General features: G+C 66.6%; 21 protein-coding genes. 9 read left to right on the forward strand and 12 right to left on the reverse strand.

What is annotated here, in order from left to right:
- Positions 1 to 10: 10 nt before the first annotated feature.
- A complete protein-coding gene (locus ACQKLX_RS18265) occupies positions 11 to 694 on the reverse strand; it encodes a nitroreductase (protein ID WP_427362972.1) in 684 nt (227 codons plus the stop codon).
- The gene (locus ACQKLX_RS18270; protein ID WP_427362973.1) at positions 691 to 2,406 is read right to left on the reverse strand and encodes a lysine--tRNA ligase; all 1,716 of its coding nucleotides are present in this window, start codon (positions 2,404 to 2,406) and stop codon (positions 691 to 693) included. The genes ACQKLX_RS18265 and ACQKLX_RS18270 overlap by 4 nt, the downstream gene beginning before the upstream one ends.
- Before the next feature lie 187 nt (positions 2,407 to 2,593).
- On the opposite strand from ACQKLX_RS18270, the gene ACQKLX_RS18275 reads away from it, so the two are divergent.
- The 5 genes from ACQKLX_RS18275 to ACQKLX_RS18295 all read left to right on the forward strand — a co-directional run bounded on the left by ACQKLX_RS18275 (position 2,594) and on the right by ACQKLX_RS18295 (position 6,635).
- The gene (locus tag ACQKLX_RS18275) at positions 2,594 to 2,980 is read left to right on the forward strand and encodes a hypothetical protein (protein WP_427362974.1); all 387 of its coding nucleotides are present in this window, start codon (positions 2,594 to 2,596) and stop codon (positions 2,978 to 2,980) included.
- Between the two features lie 133 nt (positions 2,981 to 3,113).
- Positions 3,114 to 4,193, forward strand: coding sequence for an ABC transporter substrate-binding protein (locus ACQKLX_RS18280; RefSeq protein ID WP_427362975.1), 1,080 nt, complete (start codon positions 3,114 to 3,116; stop codon positions 4,191 to 4,193).
- 217 nt (positions 4,194 to 4,410) lie between these two features.
- The gene (locus tag ACQKLX_RS18285; RefSeq protein ID WP_427363050.1) at positions 4,411 to 5,136 is read left to right on the forward strand and encodes an ABC transporter ATP-binding protein; all 726 of its coding nucleotides are present in this window, start codon (positions 4,411 to 4,413) and stop codon (positions 5,134 to 5,136) included.
- A gap of 24 nt (positions 5,137 to 5,160) precedes the next feature.
- Entirely contained in the window at positions 5,161 to 5,937 is a 777-nt protein-coding gene (locus ACQKLX_RS18290) for an ABC transporter permease (protein ID WP_427362976.1), read from the forward strand.
- Between the two features lie 50 nt (positions 5,938 to 5,987).
- On the forward strand, positions 5,988 to 6,635 hold the full coding sequence (locus tag ACQKLX_RS18295) for a hypothetical protein (RefSeq protein ID WP_427362977.1): 648 nt from the start codon (positions 5,988 to 5,990) through the stop codon (positions 6,633 to 6,635).
- Between the two features lie 3 nt (positions 6,636 to 6,638).
- Here the strand turns inward: ACQKLX_RS18295 and ACQKLX_RS18300 are convergent, their stop codons facing one another.
- A complete protein-coding gene (locus ACQKLX_RS18300; RefSeq protein WP_427362978.1) occupies positions 6,639 to 7,847 on the reverse strand; it encodes a hypothetical protein in 1,209 nt (402 codons plus the stop codon).
- 167 nt (positions 7,848 to 8,014) lie between these two features.
- Between ACQKLX_RS18300 and ACQKLX_RS18305 the strand changes: the two genes are divergently transcribed.
- Both ACQKLX_RS18305 and ACQKLX_RS18310 read left to right on the forward strand, forming a co-directional pair.
- Positions 8,015 to 9,406, forward strand: coding sequence for an aminotransferase-like domain-containing protein (locus tag ACQKLX_RS18305; RefSeq protein ID WP_427362979.1), 1,392 nt, complete (start codon positions 8,015 to 8,017; stop codon positions 9,404 to 9,406).
- A 265-nt stretch (positions 9,407 to 9,671) separates the two neighbouring features.
- Entirely contained in the window at positions 9,672 to 10,115 is a 444-nt protein-coding gene (locus tag ACQKLX_RS18310) for a DUF983 domain-containing protein (protein ID WP_427362980.1), read from the forward strand.
- On the opposite strand, the gene ACQKLX_RS18315 is transcribed toward ACQKLX_RS18310, so the two are convergent.
- The 9 genes from ACQKLX_RS18315 to uxaC all read right to left on the reverse strand — a co-directional run bounded on the left by ACQKLX_RS18315 (position 10,070) and on the right by uxaC (position 19,069).
- Entirely contained in the window at positions 10,070 to 10,930 is an 861-nt protein-coding gene (locus ACQKLX_RS18315; protein WP_427362981.1) for a transporter substrate-binding domain-containing protein, read from the reverse strand. The two genes, ACQKLX_RS18310 and ACQKLX_RS18315, sit on opposite strands and share 46 nt — an antisense overlap.
- 238 nt (positions 10,931 to 11,168) lie before the next feature.
- Positions 11,169 to 12,638 (reverse strand): mannitol dehydrogenase family protein, encoded by a 1,470-nt coding sequence (locus ACQKLX_RS18320; RefSeq protein WP_427362982.1) that lies wholly within the window; start codon positions 12,636 to 12,638, stop codon positions 11,169 to 11,171.
- Positions 12,635 to 13,915, reverse strand: coding sequence for a TRAP transporter large permease (locus ACQKLX_RS18325; RefSeq protein ID WP_427362983.1), 1,281 nt, complete (start codon positions 13,913 to 13,915; stop codon positions 12,635 to 12,637). Before ACQKLX_RS18325 ends, ACQKLX_RS18320 begins: the two co-directional genes overlap by 4 nt.
- A 3-nt stretch (positions 13,916 to 13,918) precedes the next feature.
- Positions 13,919 to 14,452 carry a TRAP transporter small permease gene (locus tag ACQKLX_RS18330; protein WP_427362984.1) on the reverse strand — a complete coding sequence of 178 codons (534 nt, stop codon included), beginning with the start codon at positions 14,450 to 14,452 and terminating at the stop codon, positions 13,919 to 13,921.
- Positions 14,453 to 14,637: 185 nt separating this feature from the next.
- Positions 14,638 to 15,621 carry a TRAP transporter substrate-binding protein gene (locus ACQKLX_RS18335; RefSeq protein WP_427362985.1) on the reverse strand — a complete coding sequence of 328 codons (984 nt, stop codon included), beginning with the start codon at positions 15,619 to 15,621 and terminating at the stop codon, positions 14,638 to 14,640.
- Between the two features lie 94 nt (positions 15,622 to 15,715).
- Positions 15,716 to 16,057, reverse strand: a complete 342-nt coding sequence (locus tag ACQKLX_RS18340; protein WP_427362986.1) for a cupin domain-containing protein — start codon at positions 16,055 to 16,057, stop codon at positions 15,716 to 15,718.
- On the reverse strand, positions 16,054 to 16,818 hold the full coding sequence (gene kduD / locus ACQKLX_RS18345) for a 2-dehydro-3-deoxy-D-gluconate 5-dehydrogenase KduD (RefSeq protein WP_427362987.1): 765 nt from the start codon (positions 16,816 to 16,818) through the stop codon (positions 16,054 to 16,056). Before kduD ends, ACQKLX_RS18340 begins: the two co-directional genes overlap by 4 nt.
- The gene (kduI, locus tag ACQKLX_RS18350) at positions 16,818 to 17,669 is read right to left on the reverse strand and encodes a 5-dehydro-4-deoxy-D-glucuronate isomerase (protein WP_427362988.1); all 852 of its coding nucleotides are present in this window, start codon (positions 17,667 to 17,669) and stop codon (positions 16,818 to 16,820) included. Before kduI ends, kduD begins: the two co-directional genes overlap by 1 nt.
- A complete protein-coding gene (uxaC, locus tag ACQKLX_RS18355; protein ID WP_427362989.1) occupies positions 17,666 to 19,069 on the reverse strand; it encodes a glucuronate isomerase in 1,404 nt (467 codons plus the stop codon). The genes kduI and uxaC overlap by 4 nt, the downstream gene beginning before the upstream one ends.
- 159 nt (positions 19,070 to 19,228) lie before the next feature.
- On the opposite strand from uxaC, the gene ACQKLX_RS18360 reads away from it, so the two are divergent.
- Both ACQKLX_RS18360 and ACQKLX_RS18365 read left to right on the forward strand, forming a co-directional pair.
- Positions 19,229 to 19,966 carry a GntR family transcriptional regulator gene (locus tag ACQKLX_RS18360; protein ID WP_427362990.1) on the forward strand — a complete coding sequence of 246 codons (738 nt, stop codon included), beginning with the start codon at positions 19,229 to 19,231 and terminating at the stop codon, positions 19,964 to 19,966.
- 240 nt (positions 19,967 to 20,206) lie between these two features.
- Positions 20,207 to 21,697 carry an ABC transporter substrate-binding protein gene (locus ACQKLX_RS18365; RefSeq protein WP_427362991.1) on the forward strand — a complete coding sequence of 497 codons (1,491 nt, stop codon included), beginning with the start codon at positions 20,207 to 20,209 and terminating at the stop codon, positions 21,695 to 21,697.
- The last annotated feature ends 5 nt before the right edge of the window (positions 21,698 to 21,702 follow it).

Raw genomic sequence — 21,702 nt, forward strand, 5'->3', positions numbered from 1 at the left:
CGGGCTCGGGCTAATCCAGCCAGCTGGTGAAGCCCTCGACCGGCTCGCGCTCCGGCACGAGCCGGTTTGCCGGCGCTTCCGGATCGGCCTTGCCGAGCGCGATGCCGCACACCACGATCTCGCTCTCTGGGATGGCGAGCTCGCGCCGCACGATCCCGTGGAAGCTGGCGAAGATCGCCTGCGGGCAGGACTCGAGCCCGTGGCCCTGCGCCGCGATCAACAGGGTCTGGACGAAGCCTCCGAGATCGAGCCAGGAGCCGATCTCGAGATCGCGGTCGACCGTCAGCATCAGCGCGACCGGCGCGCCGAAGAAGCGCAGATTCGCCGCGGTCTGGCGCCGCATGCCGACGTGGTCGCCCTTGGCGACGCCGAGCAGGCCGTAGAGATCCCAGCCGACCTTGCGGCGGCGCGAGAGATAGGGCTCGCGGAAGGTCGCGGGGTAGTAGCGATACTCCTCCTGGCGGGGGGAAGGATCGTCGAGTGCCGCGACCAGCGCCGTTTCCAGTTTGGCGCGGGTCCGGGGGCCGAGCACGCGCAGCCGCCAGGGCTGCATATTGGTGCCGCTCGGCGCCTGCGCGGCCAGCTCGATCAGGCGGCGCACCAATGCCGGATCGACGGGGTCGGGCAGGAAGGCGCGCACGGCGCGGCGGCTGGCGATGGCCTTCTCGACCGCCTCAGCCGCCGCTGCACTCATGCGCTGAGCGGCTGGCGCGCCGCCAGGAACGCCTCGTGCTCGCGGATCAGCCCGCCGTCGAGCGCCTTGGCAATCAGCTTGCGGGTGTTGTCGAGCCCGTAGATCGCGGCAAAGGAACCGAAGCGCGGGCCCTGATCCTCGCCGAACATCACCTGGTAGATCGCCTTCCACCAGTCGCCGGAGACGCCGGGCCGCTCGGGAGTCGCGTTCTTGGCAGTGAGGTTCTGGTAGCGCGGGATGGCGCGAGCGACGTCGAGGGCTGCATCCTGAACCTCTTCGGCGCTCGCATTGGCGGGCAGCGCGTCGAGTGCGGCGTCGAGCGCAGTGAAGGCGGCACGCTCGGTCTCGTCGGCCGGGCGATAATGCTTTGCCGGCTTCACGAAGTCTCTGAAGTAGGCGAGCGCATAGCCGACCAGCGCGTCGAGCCGCGGATGCGTCTGCGGCGAGATGCCGGGCGCATAGCGCTGCAGGAAGCCCCAGAGCACCGCCTTGTCCTCGGAGTTCGCGACGGCGACGAGGTTCATCAAAAGCGAGAACGAGATCTGCGTGCGTACCGCGTTGTCGCCCGCGCCGGTGGCGACGACCTCCGGCTGCGGCGGCGTGCCGGCATGGATGTGCCAGACCGGGTTGCCGAGCCGGTTCTTCCAGTCCTGCCGGTCATAGCCGCCGAGGAACTGCAGGTAGTCGTCGACCGCGCGTGGGATCACGTCGAAATGCAGCTTCTTGGCCTCGCGCGGACGCGCATACATGAACAGCGCCAGGCTCTCCGGCGGGCCGTAGCTCAGCCAGTCCTCGATGGTCAGGCCGTTGCCCTTCGACTTCGAGATCTTCTGGCCCTGCTCGTCGAGGAAGAGCTCGTAGTTGAAGCCTTCCGGCGGGGTGCCGTCGATGGCGCGGGCGATCTGCGAGGAGACCTTGACCGAGTCGATCAGGTCCTTGCCGGCCATCTCGTAGTCGACGCCGAGCGCGACCCAGCGCATCGCCCAGTCGGGCTTCCATTGCAGCTTGGCATGGCCGCCGGTGACCGGCGTGGTGAAGCGCTCGCCGCTCTGCGGATCGGTCCAGGTGATGGTGCCGGCTTCGACATCGCGCGCCTCGATCGGCACCTGCATGACGATCCGGGTCTTCGGATGGATCGGCAGGAAGGGCGAATAGGTCGCGGCGCGCTCCTCGCGCAGGGTCGCCAGCATGATCGACATGACCTTGTCGAAGCGGGCCAGCATCTTGAGCAGGGTCGCGTCGAACTCGCCGGCGCGATAGGCGTCGGTCGAGGACTTGAACTCGTAGTCGAAGCCGAACTGATCGAGGAAGGCGCAGAGCCGGGCATTGTTGTGCCGGCCGAACGAGTCATGCGTGCCGAACGGGTCCGGCACCTCGGTCAGCGGCTTGCCGAGATGCTGCGCCAGCAGCTCCTTGTTCGGGACGTTGTCGGGCACCTTGCGCAGCCCGTCCATGTCGTCCGAGAAGGCGATCAGCCGGGTCGGGATGGCGCCATCGGTCAGTACCTGAAAGGCGTGACGCACCATCGAGGTGCGCGCGACCTCGCCGAAAGTGCCGATATGCGGCAGGCCCGACGGGCCATAGCCGGTCTCGAACACAGCCTCCTGCTTGCCCGATTTCTGCAGCCGCGCCACGAGCTTCTTGGCTTCCTCGAACGGCCAGGCGGCCGAGACGCGGGCGGCTTCGATCAGCGCGGGTTCGAAAGCGGGCATTTTGGCTTCAGGTCTCGCAGGATAGGACAGGGAAGGGCGCGGTTTCGCAGATATGCGGGGGCTGCGTCAATGAGGCCGACGGTCTGGCGACCGCGCGTCGGGCTCATGTTTCGCTCTCGGCTGCTGCCGCTCGCCGGGGATCGGTCTATGCTCGGAACCGGGACGGGGCAGCTCGCGAGGGTTTGCCATGTCGGAGGTCATCGTCAAAACCGATCGCCTGAGCGTGTTCCATAGCGTGAACGGCAAGCATGCCGGCACATTGGAGGTCCACGAAACGATCGAGCCCAACAAGGCTCCGGCCTACACCTGGAACTGGCGGGGTGGGCCGATCGGGCCCAAGAACGGCGTTTGCCACTGGGACAAGGAGAACCCGGCGCTGCTGCTCGAGGAGACTCTGTCGCGCGACGTGCTCTTCCTCGGCAACGATGCCTGGATCGGCCGGCCGCGGCCGCCGCAGTTCCGCCCGTGGTTCAAGCCGCAGGACAAGCTCGATCTGGTCGACTACGGCTTCATGACCAGGCCGAACCGGCCGCATGTCTTCAAGCTGAAGATCATCAGCGCGAGCCCGCCTTGAGCAGGAAGGTGTCGCCCTGCCTGCGGCACGAATGAGCGCGCCCAAAAAAGCGGCAGACAACCCCGGCCACTCGATTGACTCCGAACCGGGCCCCGCTAGCGTCGTCGTACAACATAAGCAGGGGTCGGCTTCGATGGTTCGTGAGGTGAAGTGGGGGCAGTCCGGCTCGCAGCCGGCCGGCGAAGGTTTGGCGTGGGCATTCACCCGCCGTATCGCCTTGGCGGGCGCAGCGGCACTGGCGCTGGGCGCGATGTCGCCGGCTCAGGCGCAGACCGCAGTCAAGTTCACGCTCGACTGGGTGTTCCAGGGACCGACCTCACCCTTCCTGGTGGCGCTGGAGAAGGGCTATTACAAGGCCGAAGGGCTCGACGTGACCATGGACCCCGGCCAGGGCTCGGCGGGCGCGGTCCAGCGTGTCGCCACCGGCGCCTATGACATCGGCTTCTCCGATGTGAACTCGCTGATCGAGTACAACGCCAAGAATGCCGGCAAGGAGATCCTCTGCGTCTTCATGGCCTATGACTTCCCGCCCTTCGGCGTGCACACGCTGAAGAAGACAGGGATCAGCAAGCCGGCCGACCTCGCCGGCAAGAAGCTTGGCGCGCCGGTGTTCGATGCGTCGTTCCGGCTCTTTCCCGCTTTCGCCAAGAAGGTCGGCATCGACGCCAAGAGCGTCAATCACGTCAACCTGACGCCACAATTGCGCGAGCAGTCGATGGTGCAGGGCACGGTCGACTTCATCAGCGGCCACTATTTCTCGTCGGTGCTCGACCTGAAGGCACGCGGCGTGAAGCAGGAGGACATCGTCTCCTTCAACTACTCCGACTACAAGATGGACGTGTACGGCAACGGCATCATCGTCTCGCCGGCCTTCGCCGAGAAGCCGGAGGTGGTGAAGGGCTTCCTGCGCGCCACCGCCAAGGCCTGGAAGGAAGTCGCCGCCAATCCGGCCGTCGGTCTCGCCGCGGTGAAGAAGCGCGATCCGCTGATCGACGAGAAGCTGGAGGCCGAGCGCCTCGATTTGTCGCTGAAGATGAACGTGCTGACGCCGTTCGTGAAGGAGAACGGCATGGGCGATGTCGATCCGGCCCGCTTCGCCCGCTCGGTCACCGACGTCGCGGACGCCTTCGGCCTGCCGGCCGCGCCGGCGCCCGACAAGGTGTTCTCGAACAAGTTCCTGCCGCCCAAGGCGGAGCGCATGGTCGCGCCGTAGCCGACGTGACAATCCACTCCAGCCCTCATCCTGAGGAGCCGTCCCGTCAGGGGCGGCGTCTCGAAGGATGCTTCAGGAGGCTCCCGTGACATCTGGACCATCCTTCGAGACGCAGCCTGCGGCTGCTCCTCAGGATGAGGGCTCGCGGGTGCGGGCCGGAACCCCCCTCGTCGAATTGCGCAAGGTCAGCCTCGCTTATGGCAGCGGCCCCTCGCGCATGCTGGCGCTGGAGGATGCGACGCTCGACATCGCCAAGGGCGAGTTCATCGCCGTGGTTGGCCCGTCCGGCTGCGGCAAGTCCACGCTGATGAAGCTGGTCACCGGGCTGCTGCCGCCGAGCGGTGGCGAGGTCCGGGTCCATGGCCAGCCGGTCAAGGGCCCGATCCGCGGCGTCGGCATGGCCTTCCAGGCGCCGACGCTGATGCCCTGGCGCACGACGCGCGACAACATCCTGCTGCCGCTCGAAGTGGTCGAGCCGCACAAGCGTCGGTTCCGGGCCAATAAAGCCGAGTACATCGAGCGGGTCGAGACGCTGCTCGCCTCGGTCGGCCTGGGTGGTTTCGGCGACAAGTTCCCGTGGCAGCTTTCCGGCGGCATGCAGCAGCGCTCGAGCCTGTGCCGGGCGCTGGTGCACGAGCCCGAGATCCTGATGCTCGACGAGCCCTTCGGCGCGCTCGACGCCTTCACGCGCGAGGAGCTCTGGGGCGTGATGCAGGCGCTCTGGCTGGAGAAGCGCTTCACCGCCGTGCTGGTGACGCATGACCTGCGCGAAGCGGTCTACCTCGCCGACACCGTCTATGTGATGAGCCGGCGGCCCGGGAAGATCGTCAAGATCAGCAAGATCGATCTGCCGCGGCCGCGCACGCTGGAGACGACCTTCACCGCCGAATTCGTCGACATCGTCCACGACCTGCGCGAGCGCATCCATATGGAGCATGCGTGATGCGACCCCGGCAGGACCAAGATCATGACTGACCGCCAGAGACAGGTCCTGCTCGTCGCCATGCCCTGGCTCGCCATGGCCGGGCTGCTGCTGCTCTGGGAGCTCGCCTGCATCATTTTTGATGTGCCGGAAATCCTGGCGCCGCGGCCGACGCGTATCTTCGAGGTGATGGTCCAGCGCTGGGACATCCTGCTGAGATACTGCCTGGAGACCTTGTGGACGACGGCGATCGGCTTCGTGCTGGCGATCGGTTTCGGCGTGCTGCTCGGCCTTGCCGTCGGCGCCTCGCCCTTCGTCTATTCCGGGCTCTACCCGCTGCTGATCGCTTTCAACGCCGTGCCCAAGGTCGCGATCGTGCCGATCCTGATGATCTGGCTCGGCGTCGGGGCGCTGCCGGCGATCATCACCGCCTTCGTCATCTCCTTCTTCCCGATCGTGGTGAACGTCGCGACCGGCCTCGCCACGATCGAGCCCGAAATGCGCGACGTGATGCGCTCGCTCGGCGCCAGCCAATGGGAGATCCTGACCAAGGTCGGCGTCCCTCGCGCCATGCCCTATCTCTTCGCCAGCCTGAAAGTCGCGGTGACGCTCGCCTTCATCGGCTCGGTGATCTCCGAGACGGTCGGCGGCAATCGCGGCATCGGCTTCCTGATGCTCTCGGCCGGCGCACGAAACGACTCAGCCACGACCTTCGCCGGCCTCTTCGCCATCGCGATCATGGGCATCCTGATGTACGCCGCCTGCGCGCTGGTCGAGCGCCGGATGACGCGCTGGGCCTTCAGGGGCGAGATCGTCACATAAAGCGCCGAATCGGCGGCAAATTTCAGATCCTGCAAGGGATAGGAGCCGCCATGACCGAGATCACGCTGACATCTTATCTCGTCGCCGGGACGCTCGCGATCTCCGGGGCCTTCGGCTCGCAGGATGCCGCGCTGAAGCAGGAGGTGCTGACGCGCACCGCCAGGCAGATCGCGCAGTTCGGCGGAAACCAGGGGCGCGATCGCGTCGCCGACGGGCTCGACCGCATCCTCGCGAGCAGGGAGATCGAGCGCTATCACTGGCATGTCGCACTCGCGACCGAGATGCTGTTCGCGACCTTCGGCAGGCCTCCGGCGAAGGGCACAACGCTGACGCTGGCCGGCTTCACCGAGGATTTCATCGCGCCATTGGAAGCGTTGAGGCTCGTCGGCCTCGCGCGGGCGATGACCGCGCTGGCCTATGGGCAGGAGGTTGCGCTGCCGGTGCCGATCCGGAAATGGGACGATGTCACCGGCCAGTATTTCTTCGACGGGGCGAAGAGACAGGCGGCGCTGACCGAACTCGATGCGATCGGCGACATCAAGGCGGCCGTCGCGGCGCTGGAGACGCGCCAGCCCGACGCCTTCAAGGATGGCGACCCGGAGGATCTGGTATCGTTGTTGACGCGGCTGCGCGAGGTCCTGGCCGAGGCGGAGGCGGAGGATGCCGAGGTCGCGATCTTCCGGCATGGTGGCGTCTGACGCCTACTCCAGCAGGTGCGCGCGCAGCCGCGTCGCCATCATGTCGTAAGCGGTCAGGCCGGGCAGGCGCGAGTAGAAGATGTTGGCGTCGGCGGATGCGGGCCAGGGTAACCACAGGCTGACGGCATAGAGCCTGTTCTTGTGCCAGAGCAGGATGGCGAGGATGTCGCCGGCATCCTTGCCGGCCTTGTCCTTGAGCGAGAAGCGGAAGCTTCGGGCCGCGATCCCGGCATTGCCGAAGAGCGGGTCTTCGGCCGCGACCAGAAGCACCGGAGCCTGCGCATCCTTGCTCTGCTGAGCGAAATAGTCGGCGATCAACGCTGGACCGAGCTTGTCGAGGTCCGGCTGCTCGGCCCGCTCCTGAGCCGCCAGCCAAAGCGCTCCGCGGCTCTTGTCGCCGCTGGTGCGCGTCAGGTGAAGCTCGGCTGGCAGGTGGCCGGTGAAATCGTTGATCGCAACCTGCCAGCTCTTCGGAAAGGCGAGGACGAGATCGCGGCCAAGGTCACGCAACTTGGCTTCGCCCAGCCCGTCGCGGAAACCGCTCGGCTGCTCGTCCGCGAAGGCGAGATTGGCGACGATCGGGCTCGCGAGGTCGCGGGCGCGGTTGAGAATCGTTCTGGCTGCGTCGTTGTCCTTGGCGTCGCGCAGGTCGATCAGGACATAGACCGAGAGGAGGCGATCGCCCCGCGCGTAGCATTGGCCGAAAGCGCCCTGCATGCGCCTTCCGTCACGTGTGGCGAAGGCCAGGACCTGCGCCTGCGCCAGATCGCTCGTCGTCGCGCTCGCCGCGACCGAATAGCCGATCTGCTCCGCCTGATGCGCGCAGATACGGGCGGGATTGGCGACGGAGGCGAGCTGGAAAGCGGTGATCGTCGCTTCGACCTGCGGCGTATCCGGGAAGGCGATCTTGCCGACGATCCTGATGCGACCGATCCCGGTCAGCGGCTCCGAGGTGTCGATCGTCGCGGTCTCGATCTTGGCGGCGGCAGGAAGGTAGCTGGTGAAGCTCAGCGCCTTGTCGCCGAAGTTGAACTCGCGACGCTCAAGGCCGCGTTCCCGTGCCGCCGCAGGGTCGAGCGGCGTCATCGACAGCAGCGGTTTCGGCAGAAGATTTCCGGTAGCAGGGCGGGTTTCGGCGCTCGCCCTCTGCGCGCCGGCTGCAAGCAGGAGCGCCATCGCCAGCGCAAGGCTTTGGGCCTTGGAGTTGAACATCGTGCGGGTTCCCTGCTCGGTCGGCCTCAGTGGTTCCCTTCTGGCAAGGGAGGCTGGCGAGAATGGGGCTGCCGGTCACGCCCATGATGTCCGGGGCAGGTGACAGAACGACTTTGCAACAATATACAGTCAATCCATTCAGTGTTGCGCTTTGACGGATCGCATCGATGGATTGGCTCCCGGACCTGACCCAAAGCGACAGGCCGCGCTATCTCGCCATCGCGGACCGCATCGCCGCGGATGTCGCGGCGGGCTTGCTGGCGGCTGGGGAGCGACTGCCGCCGCAACGCAAGTTGGCCGAGGCGCTTGCGGTCGATTTCACCACCGTGGCGCGCGGCTATGTCGAGGCGCAGCGCCGCGGCCTGGTCGAGTCGCGGGTCGGGCAAGGGACCTTCGTCAAGGCTGTGCCGGTCAAGGTGCCGGACAGAGGCTCCATCCCGCGAGTGCCCGCGCCGGAGCTTGTCGACCTTTCCATGACTTTGCCGCCGGAGCCTGATGATCCGGCATTGGTCGTCCGATTGGGCCAAGGCATGGCCGAGGTCGGTGAGCGGCTGGTCAGCCTGCTACGTTACCAGCCGCTCGGCGGCGCCCCGGCCGACAAGGCGGCGGCCGGGCTCTGGCTCAGCCGGCGTGGGCTTTCGCCGGCACCCGAGCAGCTCTTCGTGGTGCCGGGCGCGAATGCGGCTCTGCTGGCGATCCTGAGCAGTCTTGCGAAGCCGGGCGATAGCGTGCTGTGCGAGGCGCTGACCTATCCCGGTATCCGCTCGATCTGTGCGCAGCTCGGCCTGTCGCTGACTGGACTGGCGATGGATGGCGATGGGCTCGACCCCGAGGATTTCGCCGAGGCCTGCGCAAGGCTGAAGCCGAAAGCCCTCTATCTCAATCCCGTCCTGCAGAACCCGACGACGATCACCATGCCGGAGCGGCGGCGCGAGGAGATCGCGGGAATCGCCCGCCGGCATGGCGTCGCGATCATCGAGGACGATGCCTATGGCTTCGTGCCGATGACAGCGCCCGTTCCGTTCGCTGTGCTCGCGCCTGAGCTGACATGGCATATTGCCGGCCTGTCGAAATGCCTTGGCGCCGGCCTGCGGCTCGCTTTTGTGCTGGTGCCGGATCTCCGTTCCGGCTGGCCTTTCGCTGCGGCCCTGCGCGCCAGCAGCATCATGGCTTCGCCCTTGACCGCGGCGCTGGCGACGGCCTGGATCGAGGATGGCAGCGCCGACGCGCTGCTTGCCTTCATCAGGGCAGAGACGGCGGCGCGGCAGCGTCTCGCTGCCGAGATCCTGCCTGCGGGCCTCCACCGCACCGATCCGCTGAGCTTCAATCTCTGGCTGGAACTGCCCCAGCCCTGGACCCGCGCTGCCTTCGTCGCGCAGATGCAGGCGACCGGGATCGGTATCGTCGCCAGCGATGCCTTCGCCGCCAAGGGACCGGCGCCGGAGGCCGCCCGCATCTGCCTGGGCGGGCCGATCAGCCGCAAGGCGCTCGGCGATGCACTCGCCTTCATGGCGCATGCGCTGGAACAGGCGCCGGAGGTGAGTGCTCGGGCGCTGTAGAGTGTGGTGACTTCGGACGGAGCCGCCCTCGTCATCCTGGGCGAGCGAAGCTCGTCCCGGGCCGCTTCGCGGCTTGACCAGGATGACGATGGGGGTTCCGAGGCGAGTCGGCGCGCGCTGGCCGCTGGGGTCGCTGGCCAAGCGCATGGCCTGCGACAGTGTTGCATGTCGCCAAATATTGACTGCAATCAATATCGGCGCTATGTAGCTTTCAATCTCAGGTGAATGCAGTCAATCATGTTGCATCCGCCGATTGGAGGACGACATGGCACATCAACATTGGCCGGCGCTGTCTCCGCTCAAGACCGGCCTGCGCGGCCGCTGCCCGCGTTGCGGAGAGGGCCAGCTCTTCGACGGCTTCCTGACGCTGAAGCCGCGCTGCGAGGCTTGCGGGCTGGATTATTCCTTCGCCGATCCGGCGGACGGCCCGGCCTTCTTCGTGATGATGTTCGTCTGCGTGCCGGCGGTCGCCTTCCCGCTCTGGCTGGAGCTCACCTACAGCCCGCCGACCTGGGTGCATCTGGTCACGACGTTGCCGCTGGTGCTGCTGACCTGCATTCCGCCCTTGCGGCCACTCAAGGGCTGGCTCGTCGCCTCGCAGTTCTTCTACAAGGCCGAGGAAGGGCGGCTGGCGAAGCCGAGCCAGCCTGCCAGGGATGAGGCTCAGAACGGGCTGACCGGGAAGAACCGGATGAACAGCCTGGCATAGGTGCCATCGTCCCACAGGCCCTGCAGCGCGTAATCGATCGCCCGCTTCAAGGCGAGATCGTCCTTGCGCAGCAGGAAGCCGACGCCTTCGCCGAAATAGCGCGCTTCGAGATAAGGGCCGCCGGCGAAGGCGAATTCACTGCCGCCGCGCCCGGCGATGGTCAGCGAAAGTGCGACCCCGTCCCCGAAGACATATTCGGCATCGCCGCTGCGCAGCAGGGCAAGGGCCGCCTGGAGGTCTGGCGCTGTGCGGCGCTGGATGAACGGCGCGAGGCGTTCGAGGAAAGCCTCATGCGCGGTGCCTGCGACCACGGCGACACGCGTGCCGCGCAAGCCGACCAGCTCGAGATCGGTGCGGGCATTGCCGCGCGTCGTCAGCAGCCGAGCCGGCGAGCGATGGTAGATTTGGCTGGCGGTGAAGCGTGAGCGCAATTCGCTCGTGACGGGAATGGCGGCGGCGAGGACATCGCCGCGCCCCTCGGCGAGCGAATCAAGCAAGGTGTCGAAGCGGCGCGCCTGGATGGTGCAGCTCAGCACCAGCTTTTCGCAGACTGCGCGGGCGAGCTCGACCGAAAAGCCGGTGACGCCGCCTTCGGGCGTGGCGAAATGCATCGGCGGGAAGTCATCGTCGGTCAGGAAGCGGATCACCCGCGGCGGGCCGGGATCCGGCCGCTCGATCCTGACATTCGGGTCCCAGTAGTTTGGCACGACATAGGTCGCGGCCGGCTGCGCCTGGGCCTTCGCTCCACCTGAGGGCAGGAGCAGCAGCGCGGCGAGGGCGCTGGTCGTCAGGGCTTTCGCGATGAGGGCGAACATCGCCTGTATCTGGCGCCAGGGCGGGGCAGGGATCAAGAGTTCTTCGCCACTGTCGTCTTGCCGCGGGATCCCCTCTCCTGGAAGGAGAGGGGTAGGGGTGAGGTGTTCGAAGCGGAAACGTTGGCCGCAACGCAGCCGCGGTCAGCGCTCGCGGAACTGGTCCAACCGTCTACACCTCACCCTGCCCTCTCCTTCCAGGAGAGGGTTCCCCGCGCTTGGCGAGGCAGCGTTGAGTATTTCAACCCAACGCCGCGGCCGTCGCCTTCGCACCCTTCTGGAACAAGCTGTCGAGATGCCCGGCCACCGCCTGCGTGAAGCGCCGCTCGCGCGGCAGGTCGTCGCCGAAGATCGCGCCGATGCCGAACAGAGCCTCGCTCAGCGCCCCGGCATTGCGGCCGGCAGTCTTGGCGCGGGTCGCGAATTCGGCCGCCAAAGGATCGCGCACGTCGATTGCGGCGCCCGTCTCGTCGGTGCCGGTGACATAGGCCATCCAGGCGGCGACGCCGAGGGCGAGATGATCGATCGGCGCGCCGGCCTTCAATCGCTCACGGATTGTGCCGAGCAGGCGCTGCGGCAGCTTCTGCGAGCCGTCCATGGCGATCTGCCAGGTCCGATGCTTGATCGCCGGGTTTTGGAAGCGGGCGAGCAGGTCGCCGGCATAGGTCTTGAGGTCGACGCCCTGCGGGGCCGGCACGGTTGGGATGATCTCGCTCCAGAGGCCTTGCAGGAAGCGGGCGAAGACGGGATCGCCGCTCGCCGCCGCGACCGTCTCGTGCCCGGCGAGATAGCCGAGATAGGCCAAGGAGGAGTGGGCGCCGTTGAGCATGCGCAGCTTCATGAACTCGAAGGGCGCGACCTCCGAGACCATCTGCGCGCCGACCGCGTCCCAGCGCGGGCGGCCGGCGGCGAAGACATCCTCGACCGCCCATTGCCGGAAAGGCTCGCCGATCACCGGGGCGGCATCGTCGAGGCCGAGCAGGCCGGCGACCTCGGCGATATCGGCTTCGGTCGTGGCGGGCACGATCCGGTCGACCATGGTCGAGGGGAAGGCGCCGTTGGCTTCGATCCAGGCCGCGAGCTGATCGTCGCGCAGCGCGACGAAGTCGCGGACGAGACCGGCGAGGACATGGCCGTTGGACGGTAGGTTGTCGCAGCAGAGGGCGGTGAAGGGGCCGAGCCCGGCGGCCTTGCGCGCGGCGAGGCTAGCGACGATCAGGCCGACGGCCGAGCGCGGCGCATCGGGATTGGCGAGATCGTGGACGATGTCGGGATGGTCGGCCTTGAGCCTGCCGGTCGCGGGATCGTGGCAATAGCCCTTCTCGGTGACGGTGAGCGAGACGATCCTCGTCTCCGGCGCCGCGAGCTTCGCGACCAGCGCCTGCGGGCTCTCGGGCGCGACGAGGATGTCGAGCACCGAACCGATGACGCGCAGTTCCGGGCCGGCGGGCGCGCGCTTCAGAAAAGTGTAGAGCCCGTCCTGGGGTTTGAGCCGGTCGCGCTGGTCGGGCCGCTGCAGGCTGGCGCCGGTGATGCCCCAGGCGCCGAATTCGGCTTCCAGCGCGTCGTCGGTGAACTCGCTTAGATGGGCGCGGGTGAAGGCGCCGAGGCCGAGATGGACGATGCCGGGCTTGAGCTTGCCGCGGTCATAGCCCGGCCGCCTTACGGTGGCCGGAAGCGAGGCAAGGGTGGCGGAGGACAGACGGGTCAATGGAACAGCCTCGGCAGCCAGAGGGAGATGCCGGGCACATAGGTCACGAGCAGGAGCACGGCAACAGAGGCGCCGTAGAACGGCCAGATCGTGCGCATGGATTCGCCGATCGAGATGCGTCCGATGGCGCAGGCGACGAACTGCACCGAGCCAACCGGCGGGGTGTTGAGGCCGATGCCGGCATTCAGGATCAGGATCACGCCGAAATGGATCGGGTCGACGCCGAAGGCCTTGACCACCGGCAGGAAGATCGGCGTGCAGATGATGATCATCGGCGCCATGTCCATGAAGGTGCCGAGCACCAGCAGGATGATGTTGACCATCAGCAGGATGACGATCGGATTGTCCGAGACCGCCTTCATCGCCGCGATCGTCGCCTGCGGCACCTGCAGGAAGGCCATGAGCCAGCCGAAGGAGCCGGCCGCGCCGATCACCAGCAGCACCATGGCGGTGGTGCGCACGGCTCCGAGCGTCGCCTCGACGAAGGCCGTCCAGGTCAGCTGGCGATAGACCAGGATGGTGACGAGGACGGCGTAGACGACGGCGACGCAGGAGGATTCGGTCGCGGTGAAGACGCCGGAGCGGACGCCGCCGAAGATGATGCCGATCAGCAGAATGCCGGGCAGGGCCAGCACGACATAGCGGCCGACGGCGGCAAGGCCGGGGAAGGGCTCGCGCGGATAGCCGCGCTTCACCGCCACCGCCCAGGCGGCGAACATCAGCGCGGCACAGAGCAGCAGGCCGGGGATGACGCCCGCGGTGAAGAGGTCGGCGATGGAGAGGTTTCCGCCCGCCGAGAGCGAATAGATGATCATGTTGTGCGAGGGCGGGATCAGCAGCGCGATGATCGCCGCATTCGCGGTGACGTTGACGGCGTAGTCGGCGTCGTAGCCGCGCTTCTTCATCTGCGGGATCATCAGGCCGCCGACGGCCGAAGCATCGGCGACGGCCGAGCCCGAGATGCCGCCGAAGAGCGTGCAGGTGACGACATTGACCTGGCCGAGGCCGCCGCGCAGATGGCCGACCAGGCTCGCCGCCATCTGGATCAGCCGCTCGGCGATGCCGCCGCGGATCATCAGGTCGCCGGCATAGATGAAGAACGGGATCGCCATCATGGCGAAGGCGTTCATGCCGGAATTCATCTGCTGGAAGACGACGACGGGCGGCAGGCCCATATAGACGACGGTCGCGACCGAGGCGATGCCGAGGCAGAAGGCAACGGGCACGCCGATCAGCAGAAGCAGCGAGAAGGTGCCGAAGAGAACCCAGAGTTCCATGGTTCAGACCTCCTGCTCGGAGCCGAAATGGCCGAAGCCGAGCGGGGCCTGCTTCTCGCCGGTGACGAAGAGCAGCATCTTCTCGAGCGCGAACAGCGCGATCAGCGCGCCGCCGGCGGCGATCGGGACATAGTCCCAGCCGCGCGAGATGCCGATGATCGGCATGCGGTCGCTCCAGGTGCCGGCGGCGAGCTGGGTGCCGTAGACCAGCATGGCGATCCCGAAGGCGCAGACGAGGCCCTCGCCGATCAGGATCAGCGCGGCGCGCACCGGCGGCGGCGACATCACGAGGCCGACTTCGAAGCCGAGATGGTCGCTCTCGCGCACGCCGACGGCGGCGCCGAGCAGGATGAACCAGGACATCAGGAAGAGCGAGCCGGCCTCGACCCAGATCGGCGTATCGTTGAGGACATAGCGGCCGAACACGCCCCAGGCGACCATGATCGTCATCAGGACGAGGCCGGCGCCGGCGGTGAACAGGGCGTAGAGGCTGAGCTTGGCGCCGAGGCGCGTCAGAAGCGCGGTGAAGGCGTGCATGGGATGTCCGAAAATGATGTCGGTTGCTTGTGCTCAGCCCTCATCCTGAGGAGCCGCTGAGCGGCGTCTCGAAGGATGCTCCAGGAGGCGATTGGAGCATCCTTCGAGACGCGATCTGCGATCGCTCCTCAGGATGAGGGCTTTGAAAAACGGGGCGACTTAAAAAAGCCGCCCCGGTCGTCAGCTCACTTTACCGCCTGGATGGCGGCGACCATTTCCTTGAGCTTCGCGTCGGTGACGAACTTGTCGTAGACCGGCTTCATCGCGTCGATGAAGGGCTGCTTCTCGACCGCGTTCACCTGCGCGCCGCCGGCCTTGACCTTGGCCTCGGAGGCCTTCTCGCGGGCGTCCCAGAGCTCGCGCATCTTGGCGACCGATTCCTTGGCGGCGGCCTTGATCAGCGCCTGGTCGGCGGCGTTGAATTTCTCGAAGCTCTTCTTCGACATCACCAGCACTTCCGGCGAGAGCGAGTGCTCGGTCACCGAATAGAATTTCGAGACCTCGAAATGGCGGGTCGATTCATAGGAGGGCCAGTTGTTCTCGGCGCCGTCGATGACGCCGGTCTGCAGAGCCGAATAGACCTCGCCGAACGGCATCGGCGTGGCGTTGGCACCGAGCGCCGAGACCAGCGCGACGAACATGTCGGACTGCTGCACGCGGATCTTCATGCCCTTCATGTCGGCGGGCGTGTTGATGGCGCGCTTGGAATTATAGAACGAGCGTGAGCCGGAATCGTAGAAGGCGAGGCCGATCAGGTCGTGCTTCTCGAACTCCTTGAGCAGATCGTCGCCGATCTTGCCGTCCATGACCTTCCGCATGTGCTCGACCGAGCGGAAGATGAAGGGCAGCGAGGGCACATTGGTCGCCGGGATCAGGTTGTTGAACGGCGCCATGTTGATGCGGTTGATGTCGATGACGCCGAAGCGCGTCTGGTCGATCGTGTCCTTCTCCTGGCCGAGCTGGGCCGAGTGGAAGACGTTGATCTTGATCCGCCCCTGGGTGCGCTCATCGAGCAGCTTGCCCATGTGGCGGACGGCCTCGACCGTCGGATAGTCGGTCGGGTGGATGTCGGTCGAGCGCAGGGTGACGTTCTGCGCCTGAGCCGAAGTCGCGAGCAGCGCGGCGAAGGCGACGCCGGCGAGTGCTGAGAAACTGCGTCGATTGAACATGGTCTTGTCCTCTCCCCAAAAAGATAGCCGGCTTATTCCGGTCGTTCTTGTCCCCAGGCGGGAGCCGCGCCGGCACGGCCGGCGCGGCGATCTCTCACAAAAATTCCGTCCGCATCGGCGTGAAGGAATCGATCAACTGCCCGGCCTCGATGTTGACGACGCCGTGGACGAGATTCTCGGGCACGAAGAAGCTGTCGCCCGCCGAAAGCCGGCTGGTTTTTCCATCGATGGTGACGTCGAAAACGCCGCTTTCGACATAGGAAGCCTGGCGGTGCGGATGCTGATGCGCCTTGCCGACGGCGCCCTGCTCGAAGGCAACGCGCACCACCATCAGGTCCGGCCCATAGGCCATGATCTTGCGCTTCACGCCGGGCTCGGTCGGCTCCCAGGCGATCTCGGCATCATGCTGGAAGAAGGAGTTGAGACGGTCGCTCATCGGGCCAGCCAGCCTCCGTCGACGGGAAGGATCGCACCATGGATGTAGGCTGCGGCATCGCTCGCCAGGAACACCGCCGCGCCGCCGATATCGGATGGCTTGCCCCAGCGCCCGGCCGGGATGCGGGCGAGGATCGCGGCGTTGCGGTCGGGGTCGGCGCGCAGGGCCTCGGTATTGTTGCTCTCGACATAGCCGGGCGCGATGGCGTTGACGTTTATGCCCTTGCCCGCCCATTCGCAGGCGAGCAGCCGCGTCAGGCCGGCGAGCCCGCTCTTGCTCGCCGTATAGGAGGCGACGCGGATGCCGCCCTGGAAGGAGAGCAGAGAGGCGATGTTGACGATCCGGCCGCCGCGGCCGGCGGTGAGCGCCGCCTTGGCGAAGGCCTGGGCCAGGAAGAAATTGGCCTTGAGGTTGAGGTTCATCACCTCGTCCCAGTCGCTCTCGCTGAAATCGAGCGCGTCGGCGCGGCGAATGATGCCGGCATTGTTGACGAGGATGTCGAGCGGGCCGGCGAGCGCCTCAGCCTGCTCGATCACCCGCGCTGCGATGCCCTCCTGCTGGAGATCGGCCTGAAGCGAAAGGCAGGTGCCGCCGGCATCCGCGATTAGCTTCTCCGTCTCCGCCATGCTGGAGCGCCCTAAGGCAACGACCTTGGCGCCGGCCTCGGCCAATGCCAGCGCGATGCCCTGGCCGATGCCGGTATTGGCGCCGGTGACCAGCGCCGTGCGGCCGTCCAGCGAGAAGGGCGAGGCCGTCGCCATCAGCGCAGGGTCTCCACCGGGGCGGCGTCCATGTCGGTGAATTCGACATTGTCGCCGGCCATGGCCCAGACGAACGCGTAGTTCGAGGTGCCGCAGCCGCAATGGATCGACCAGTTCGGCGAGATCACCGCCTGCTCGTTGGCGACGAGGAGATGGCGGGTCTGCTGCGGCTCGCCCATGAAGTGGAAGACGCGGTGGGCCGGGTCGAGGTTGAAATAGAGATAGGCCTCCATCCGCCGCGTATGGGTGTGGCAGGGCATGGAGTTCCAGACCGAGCCCGGCTCCAGCGCCGTCATGCCCATCACCAGCTGGTTGGTGCCGGTCGAGTTCGGCATGATGTATTGCCGGATGGTGCGCTTGTTCGAGGTCTCGCTCGCGCCGAGATGGATGGTGTTGGCGTCGTCCTTGCGGATGAGCTGGTGCTTGGCCTCGCGATGCGCCGGCGCGCTGGTCAGGTAGAACTTGGCCGGATTGGCCGGATCGGCGCTGGCAAAGGAAACCTCCTTCGCGCCGAGCCCGACATAGAGCGCGTCGAGATTGGGCAGGTCGAAACGCTCGCCGTCGACGGTGACCGAGCCGGCGCCGCCGAGATTGATCACCCCGAGTTCGCGGCGCGCCAGGAAGAAGGGCGTGCCGGTCGGCGGGAACGGATCGAGCGTCAGCGGCTTGGCCGCCGGCATCGCGCCGCCGACGATCATGCGGTCGTAATGGCTGTAGGTCAGCGCGATCTTGCCGGGCACGAAGATGCGCTCGATCAGGAAGTCCTGGCGCAGCGCCTCGGTGTCGTAGCTGCGCACATCGCGCGGGTGGGCAGCCTGGCGTTCGTCGATGGTCTTGGTAGCGCTGGTCACAGCCGGTAGGCCTCCTTGGCCAGGCGATAGGCGAGATCGTGGGCGACTTCGGCAGCCTCGTCCTCGTCGAGACGGTGCTCGGCGACGAGCCTGGCGAGGTAGTGGCAGTCCATCCGGCGGGCGACGTCGTGGCGCGCCGGGATCGAGAGATAGGCGCGCGTGTCGTCGTTGAAGCCGACGGTATTGTAGAAGCCGGCGGTCTCAGTGGTGAGCTCGCGGAAGCGCAGCATCGCCTCGGGCGCATCGAGGAACCACCAGCCCGGCCCGAGCTTCAGCGCCGGATAGTGGCCGGCGAGCGGGGCGAGCTCGCGCGAATAGCTGGTCTCGTCGAGGGTAAAGGCGATGACGGTGAGGTTGCGCTCATTGCCGACCGCGTCGAGTAAGGGTTTCAGCGCCGAGACATAGTCCAGGCCGCGCGGGATGTCGGAGCCCATGTCGCGGCCGAACTGCTCGAACAGATGCGGGTTGTGGTTGCGGTAGGAGCCGGGATGGATCTGCAGGACGAGCCCGTCATCGAGGCTCATCTTCGCCATCTCGGTCAGCATCTGGCCGCGGAAGAGATCGGCATCCTCGGCCGAGTACTTGCCCTTCAGGATCTTGGCGAAGAGCTTCTCGCACTCGGCCGGAGTCAGGTTGGCGGTGCGGGCCGTGGCATGGCCATGGTCGGAGGAGGTCGCGCCACGTTCGATGAAATAGCCGCGGCGCTTGCGATGGGCTTCAAGATAGCCGTTCCAGCTGGTGACATCCTCGCCGGTCAGCTCGCCGAACTGCTCGAGATTGCTCTTGAAGCCCTCGAACTCGGGGTCGACGACGCTGTCGGGGCGATAGGCGGTGACGACCTTACCGCCCCAGCCAGACTCCCGGATCATGTCGTGCCAATTCAGCGGATCGAGCGCGCCTTCTGTGGTGGCGATCGCCTCGATCTTGAAGCGCTCGAACAGGGCGCGCGGACGCATCGCGTCCTGCTCCAGCTGCTCGGCGATGCGGTCATAGATGCGGTCGGCGCTCTCGGCCGAGAGGCGCTCGGTGATGCCGAAGATCGAGAAGGCGGCGTGCTCGAACCAGAGCCTCGTCGGCGTGCCCCGGAACAGGTGCCAGTTGCTGGCGAAGAGCTGCCAGATCTTGCGCGGATCGCTCTCGACCTCGCCGCCATCCTTGCGGGCGATGCCGAGCTGCTCGAGCCTGATGCCCTGCGAATAGAGCATGCGGAAGATGTAGTGGTCCGGCTTGACGAACAGCGTCGCCGGATCGGGAAACGGCTTGTCCTCGGCGAACCAGCGCGGATCGGTGTGGCCGTGCGGCGAGATGATCGGCAGGTCGCGGACGCCGGCATAGAGGCGGCGCGCAATGCCGCGCGTCACCGGTTCGGCAGGCAGAAGACGATCGTCGTGCAGCAGCATCGCTGGCGTTTCCTCTATCGGGCCGGACCATAGGGCCGGCGCTGGTGATGTCAATATACTAATATACTAGTATGCGCTGCCCGACCGTGGTACGCCCTGGTTGGCCGCGGAGCGCGCATCGTGGTCCAATAAGGGAGTGATCATGGCCGGGATAGGACGATGTCGGAGGCGTTAGGGATAGGCGAGGCTGGTGCCTCGCGCCGCGAGCGCAAGCCGCAGCGTCTGGCCGGGGCGTCGGCAGGGCGCGCCACGGCCGCCTCCGTCGTGCAGGACGAGCTTCGTCGCGAAATCCTCGACATGGTGCTGCGGCCCGGCGTGCCGCTCTCGGAGAAGGATCTCACCGCCCGTTTCGGCATGAGCCGAACGCCGGTGCGCGAGGCGCTGATTCGGCTGAAGGAAGAGGGGCTGGTCGAGATCTTCCCGCAGGCCGGCACCTTCGTCGCCCGCATCCCGACGGGCGCGATCCCCGAGGCGGTGTTCATCCGCCAGGCGCTGGAATGCGCCACGGTCGAGGTACTGGCGCGAACGGCGAGTGCGGATGATATCGCAAGGCTCGATGCGACGATCGCCGTGCTGCACGAATCGCATGAGGCTGGTGACCAGGAGCACTTCCACCTCGCCGACGAGGAATTCCACGAGGCGCTCGCCGACATCGCCGGCTATCCCGGGGTCTGGAAGCTCGCCCAGGCAGCCAAAAGCCAGATCGATCGCTGCCGGCGGATGACGCTGCCGGTGCCGGGGCGGATGGCGATGGTGATCCGCGAGCACCTCGCCATCGTCGACGAGATCAGGCGGCACGATGCTCCCGCCGCGGTGGTCGCGATGCGCCAGCATCTCGGCACGCTGCTACCCGACCTCGTGCATCTCAAGGCGAGCTATCCGGATTATTTTGTTTGATTTCCAGCGTTGGCAATTTGAGGCGCAGGGAACCCTTCTCCCGTGTGGGAGAAGGGCAGGGATGAGGGCCTGCCCTGTCCGCAGAAGGCGCAACGTCGCCGCTTCGCCCTATTAATCAACGGCGGTCCCTCACCCCTACCCCTCTCCCATCCGGGAGAGGGGATCCCGCGCCCTTCACTGCACTTGCCTCGCTCCCATCTCCCGCGCCATCTTGCGCCGCAACGACATGGAGGCGGGACGATGACGACGCGGCGCGATCTTCTGGCGGGAGCGGGCCTTGCCGCGCTCGCAACCCAGCTTCCGCTCGCCGCGCTCGCGCAGGCCAGGGACAGCGTCACCATCGGCATGACGCTGGAGCCGCCGACGCTCGATCCGACCTCGGGCGCGGCGCAGGCGATCCGCGAAGTCACGCTGCAGAACATCTTCGAGGGGCTGGTGGCGATGGAGCGCACCGGCAAGCTTGTACCGGCGCTGGCCGAGAGCTGGACGCTCGCGCCCGACAATCTCACCTACACCTTCAAGCTCCGGCCGAATGCGCGCTTCCATGACGGCACGCCGTTCTCGTCGCGCGACGTGAAGTTCTCCTTCGAGCGCGCGGTCGCGCCCGATTCGACCAATGCCCAGCGCTGGATCTTCACGCCGATCGAGAGCATCGAGGCGCCCGATCCTGTCACCGTCATCATCAAGCTGAAGCAGCTGACGGCGAATTTCATCTACGGGCTCAGTTGGGGCGATGCGATCATCGTCTCCCCGGCGACGGCGGCGAACAACAAGACGAATCCGGTCGGCACCGGCCCGTTCAAGTTCGCGCGCTGGAATCGCGGCGACCGGCTCGAACTGGCGCGCAACGACGAGTATTGGGGCACCAAGCCCGCGCTCGCCAAGGCGGTCTTCCGGTTCATCTCCGATCCGCAGGCGCAGGTCGCAGCGCTGCGCGCCGGCGACATCGACGTCTTCACCAATCTCTCGGCGCCGGAAGCGATCCCGCAGCTCAAGGCCGATCCCAAGCTCAAGGTCACGCTCGGCAAGACCGAGGGCGAGACCATCCTCGCCATCAACAACGCCAAGGCGCCGTTCAGCGATGTCCGGGTGCGCCAGGCGATCTCGCATGTGCTCGACCGCAAGACGATCGCGCTCGGCATCTACGGCTTCGATCTCGACTATATCGGCAGCCACTTCTCGCCGCTGCACCCGGCCTATGTCGACCTGACCGGCACTTACCCGGTCGATCTCGCCAAGGCTAAGGCCCTGCTGGCGGCTGCCGGCTTCCCGAAGGGCTTCGAATGCACGCTGCGTTTGCCGCCGCCGGCCTATGCCAGGCGCGGCGGCGAGATCGTCGCGGCGCTGCTCGCGCAGGTCGGCATCACCGCGAAGATCGAGCCGCTCGAATTCCCGCAATGGCTGGAGCGGGTATTCAAGAACAGGGATTTCGACCTGACGATCATCTCGCATACCGAGCCGCTCGACATCGCCAACTACGCCCGCGACGACTACTACTTCCAGTACAGGAATCCCGAGTTCAAGGCGCTGATCGAGACGATCGACCGCACCGTCGACGAGGCGCAGCGCAACAAGCTCTATGGCGACGCCCAGCGCATGCTGGCGCGCGATGCGGTGAACGGTTTCCTCTTCATCTTGCCGAAGATCACCGTGACCAAAGCCGATCTGGAGGGCATGTGGACCGACTGGCCGCTGCCGCTGACGCCGCTGGCGGAGGTGGGCTGGCGCTGAGGCTG

It is taken from the genome of Allobosea sp. NPDC003192 (genome assembly GCF_050275675.1).
Taxonomy (GTDB): domain Bacteria; phylum Pseudomonadota; class Alphaproteobacteria; order Rhizobiales; family Beijerinckiaceae; genus Allobosea.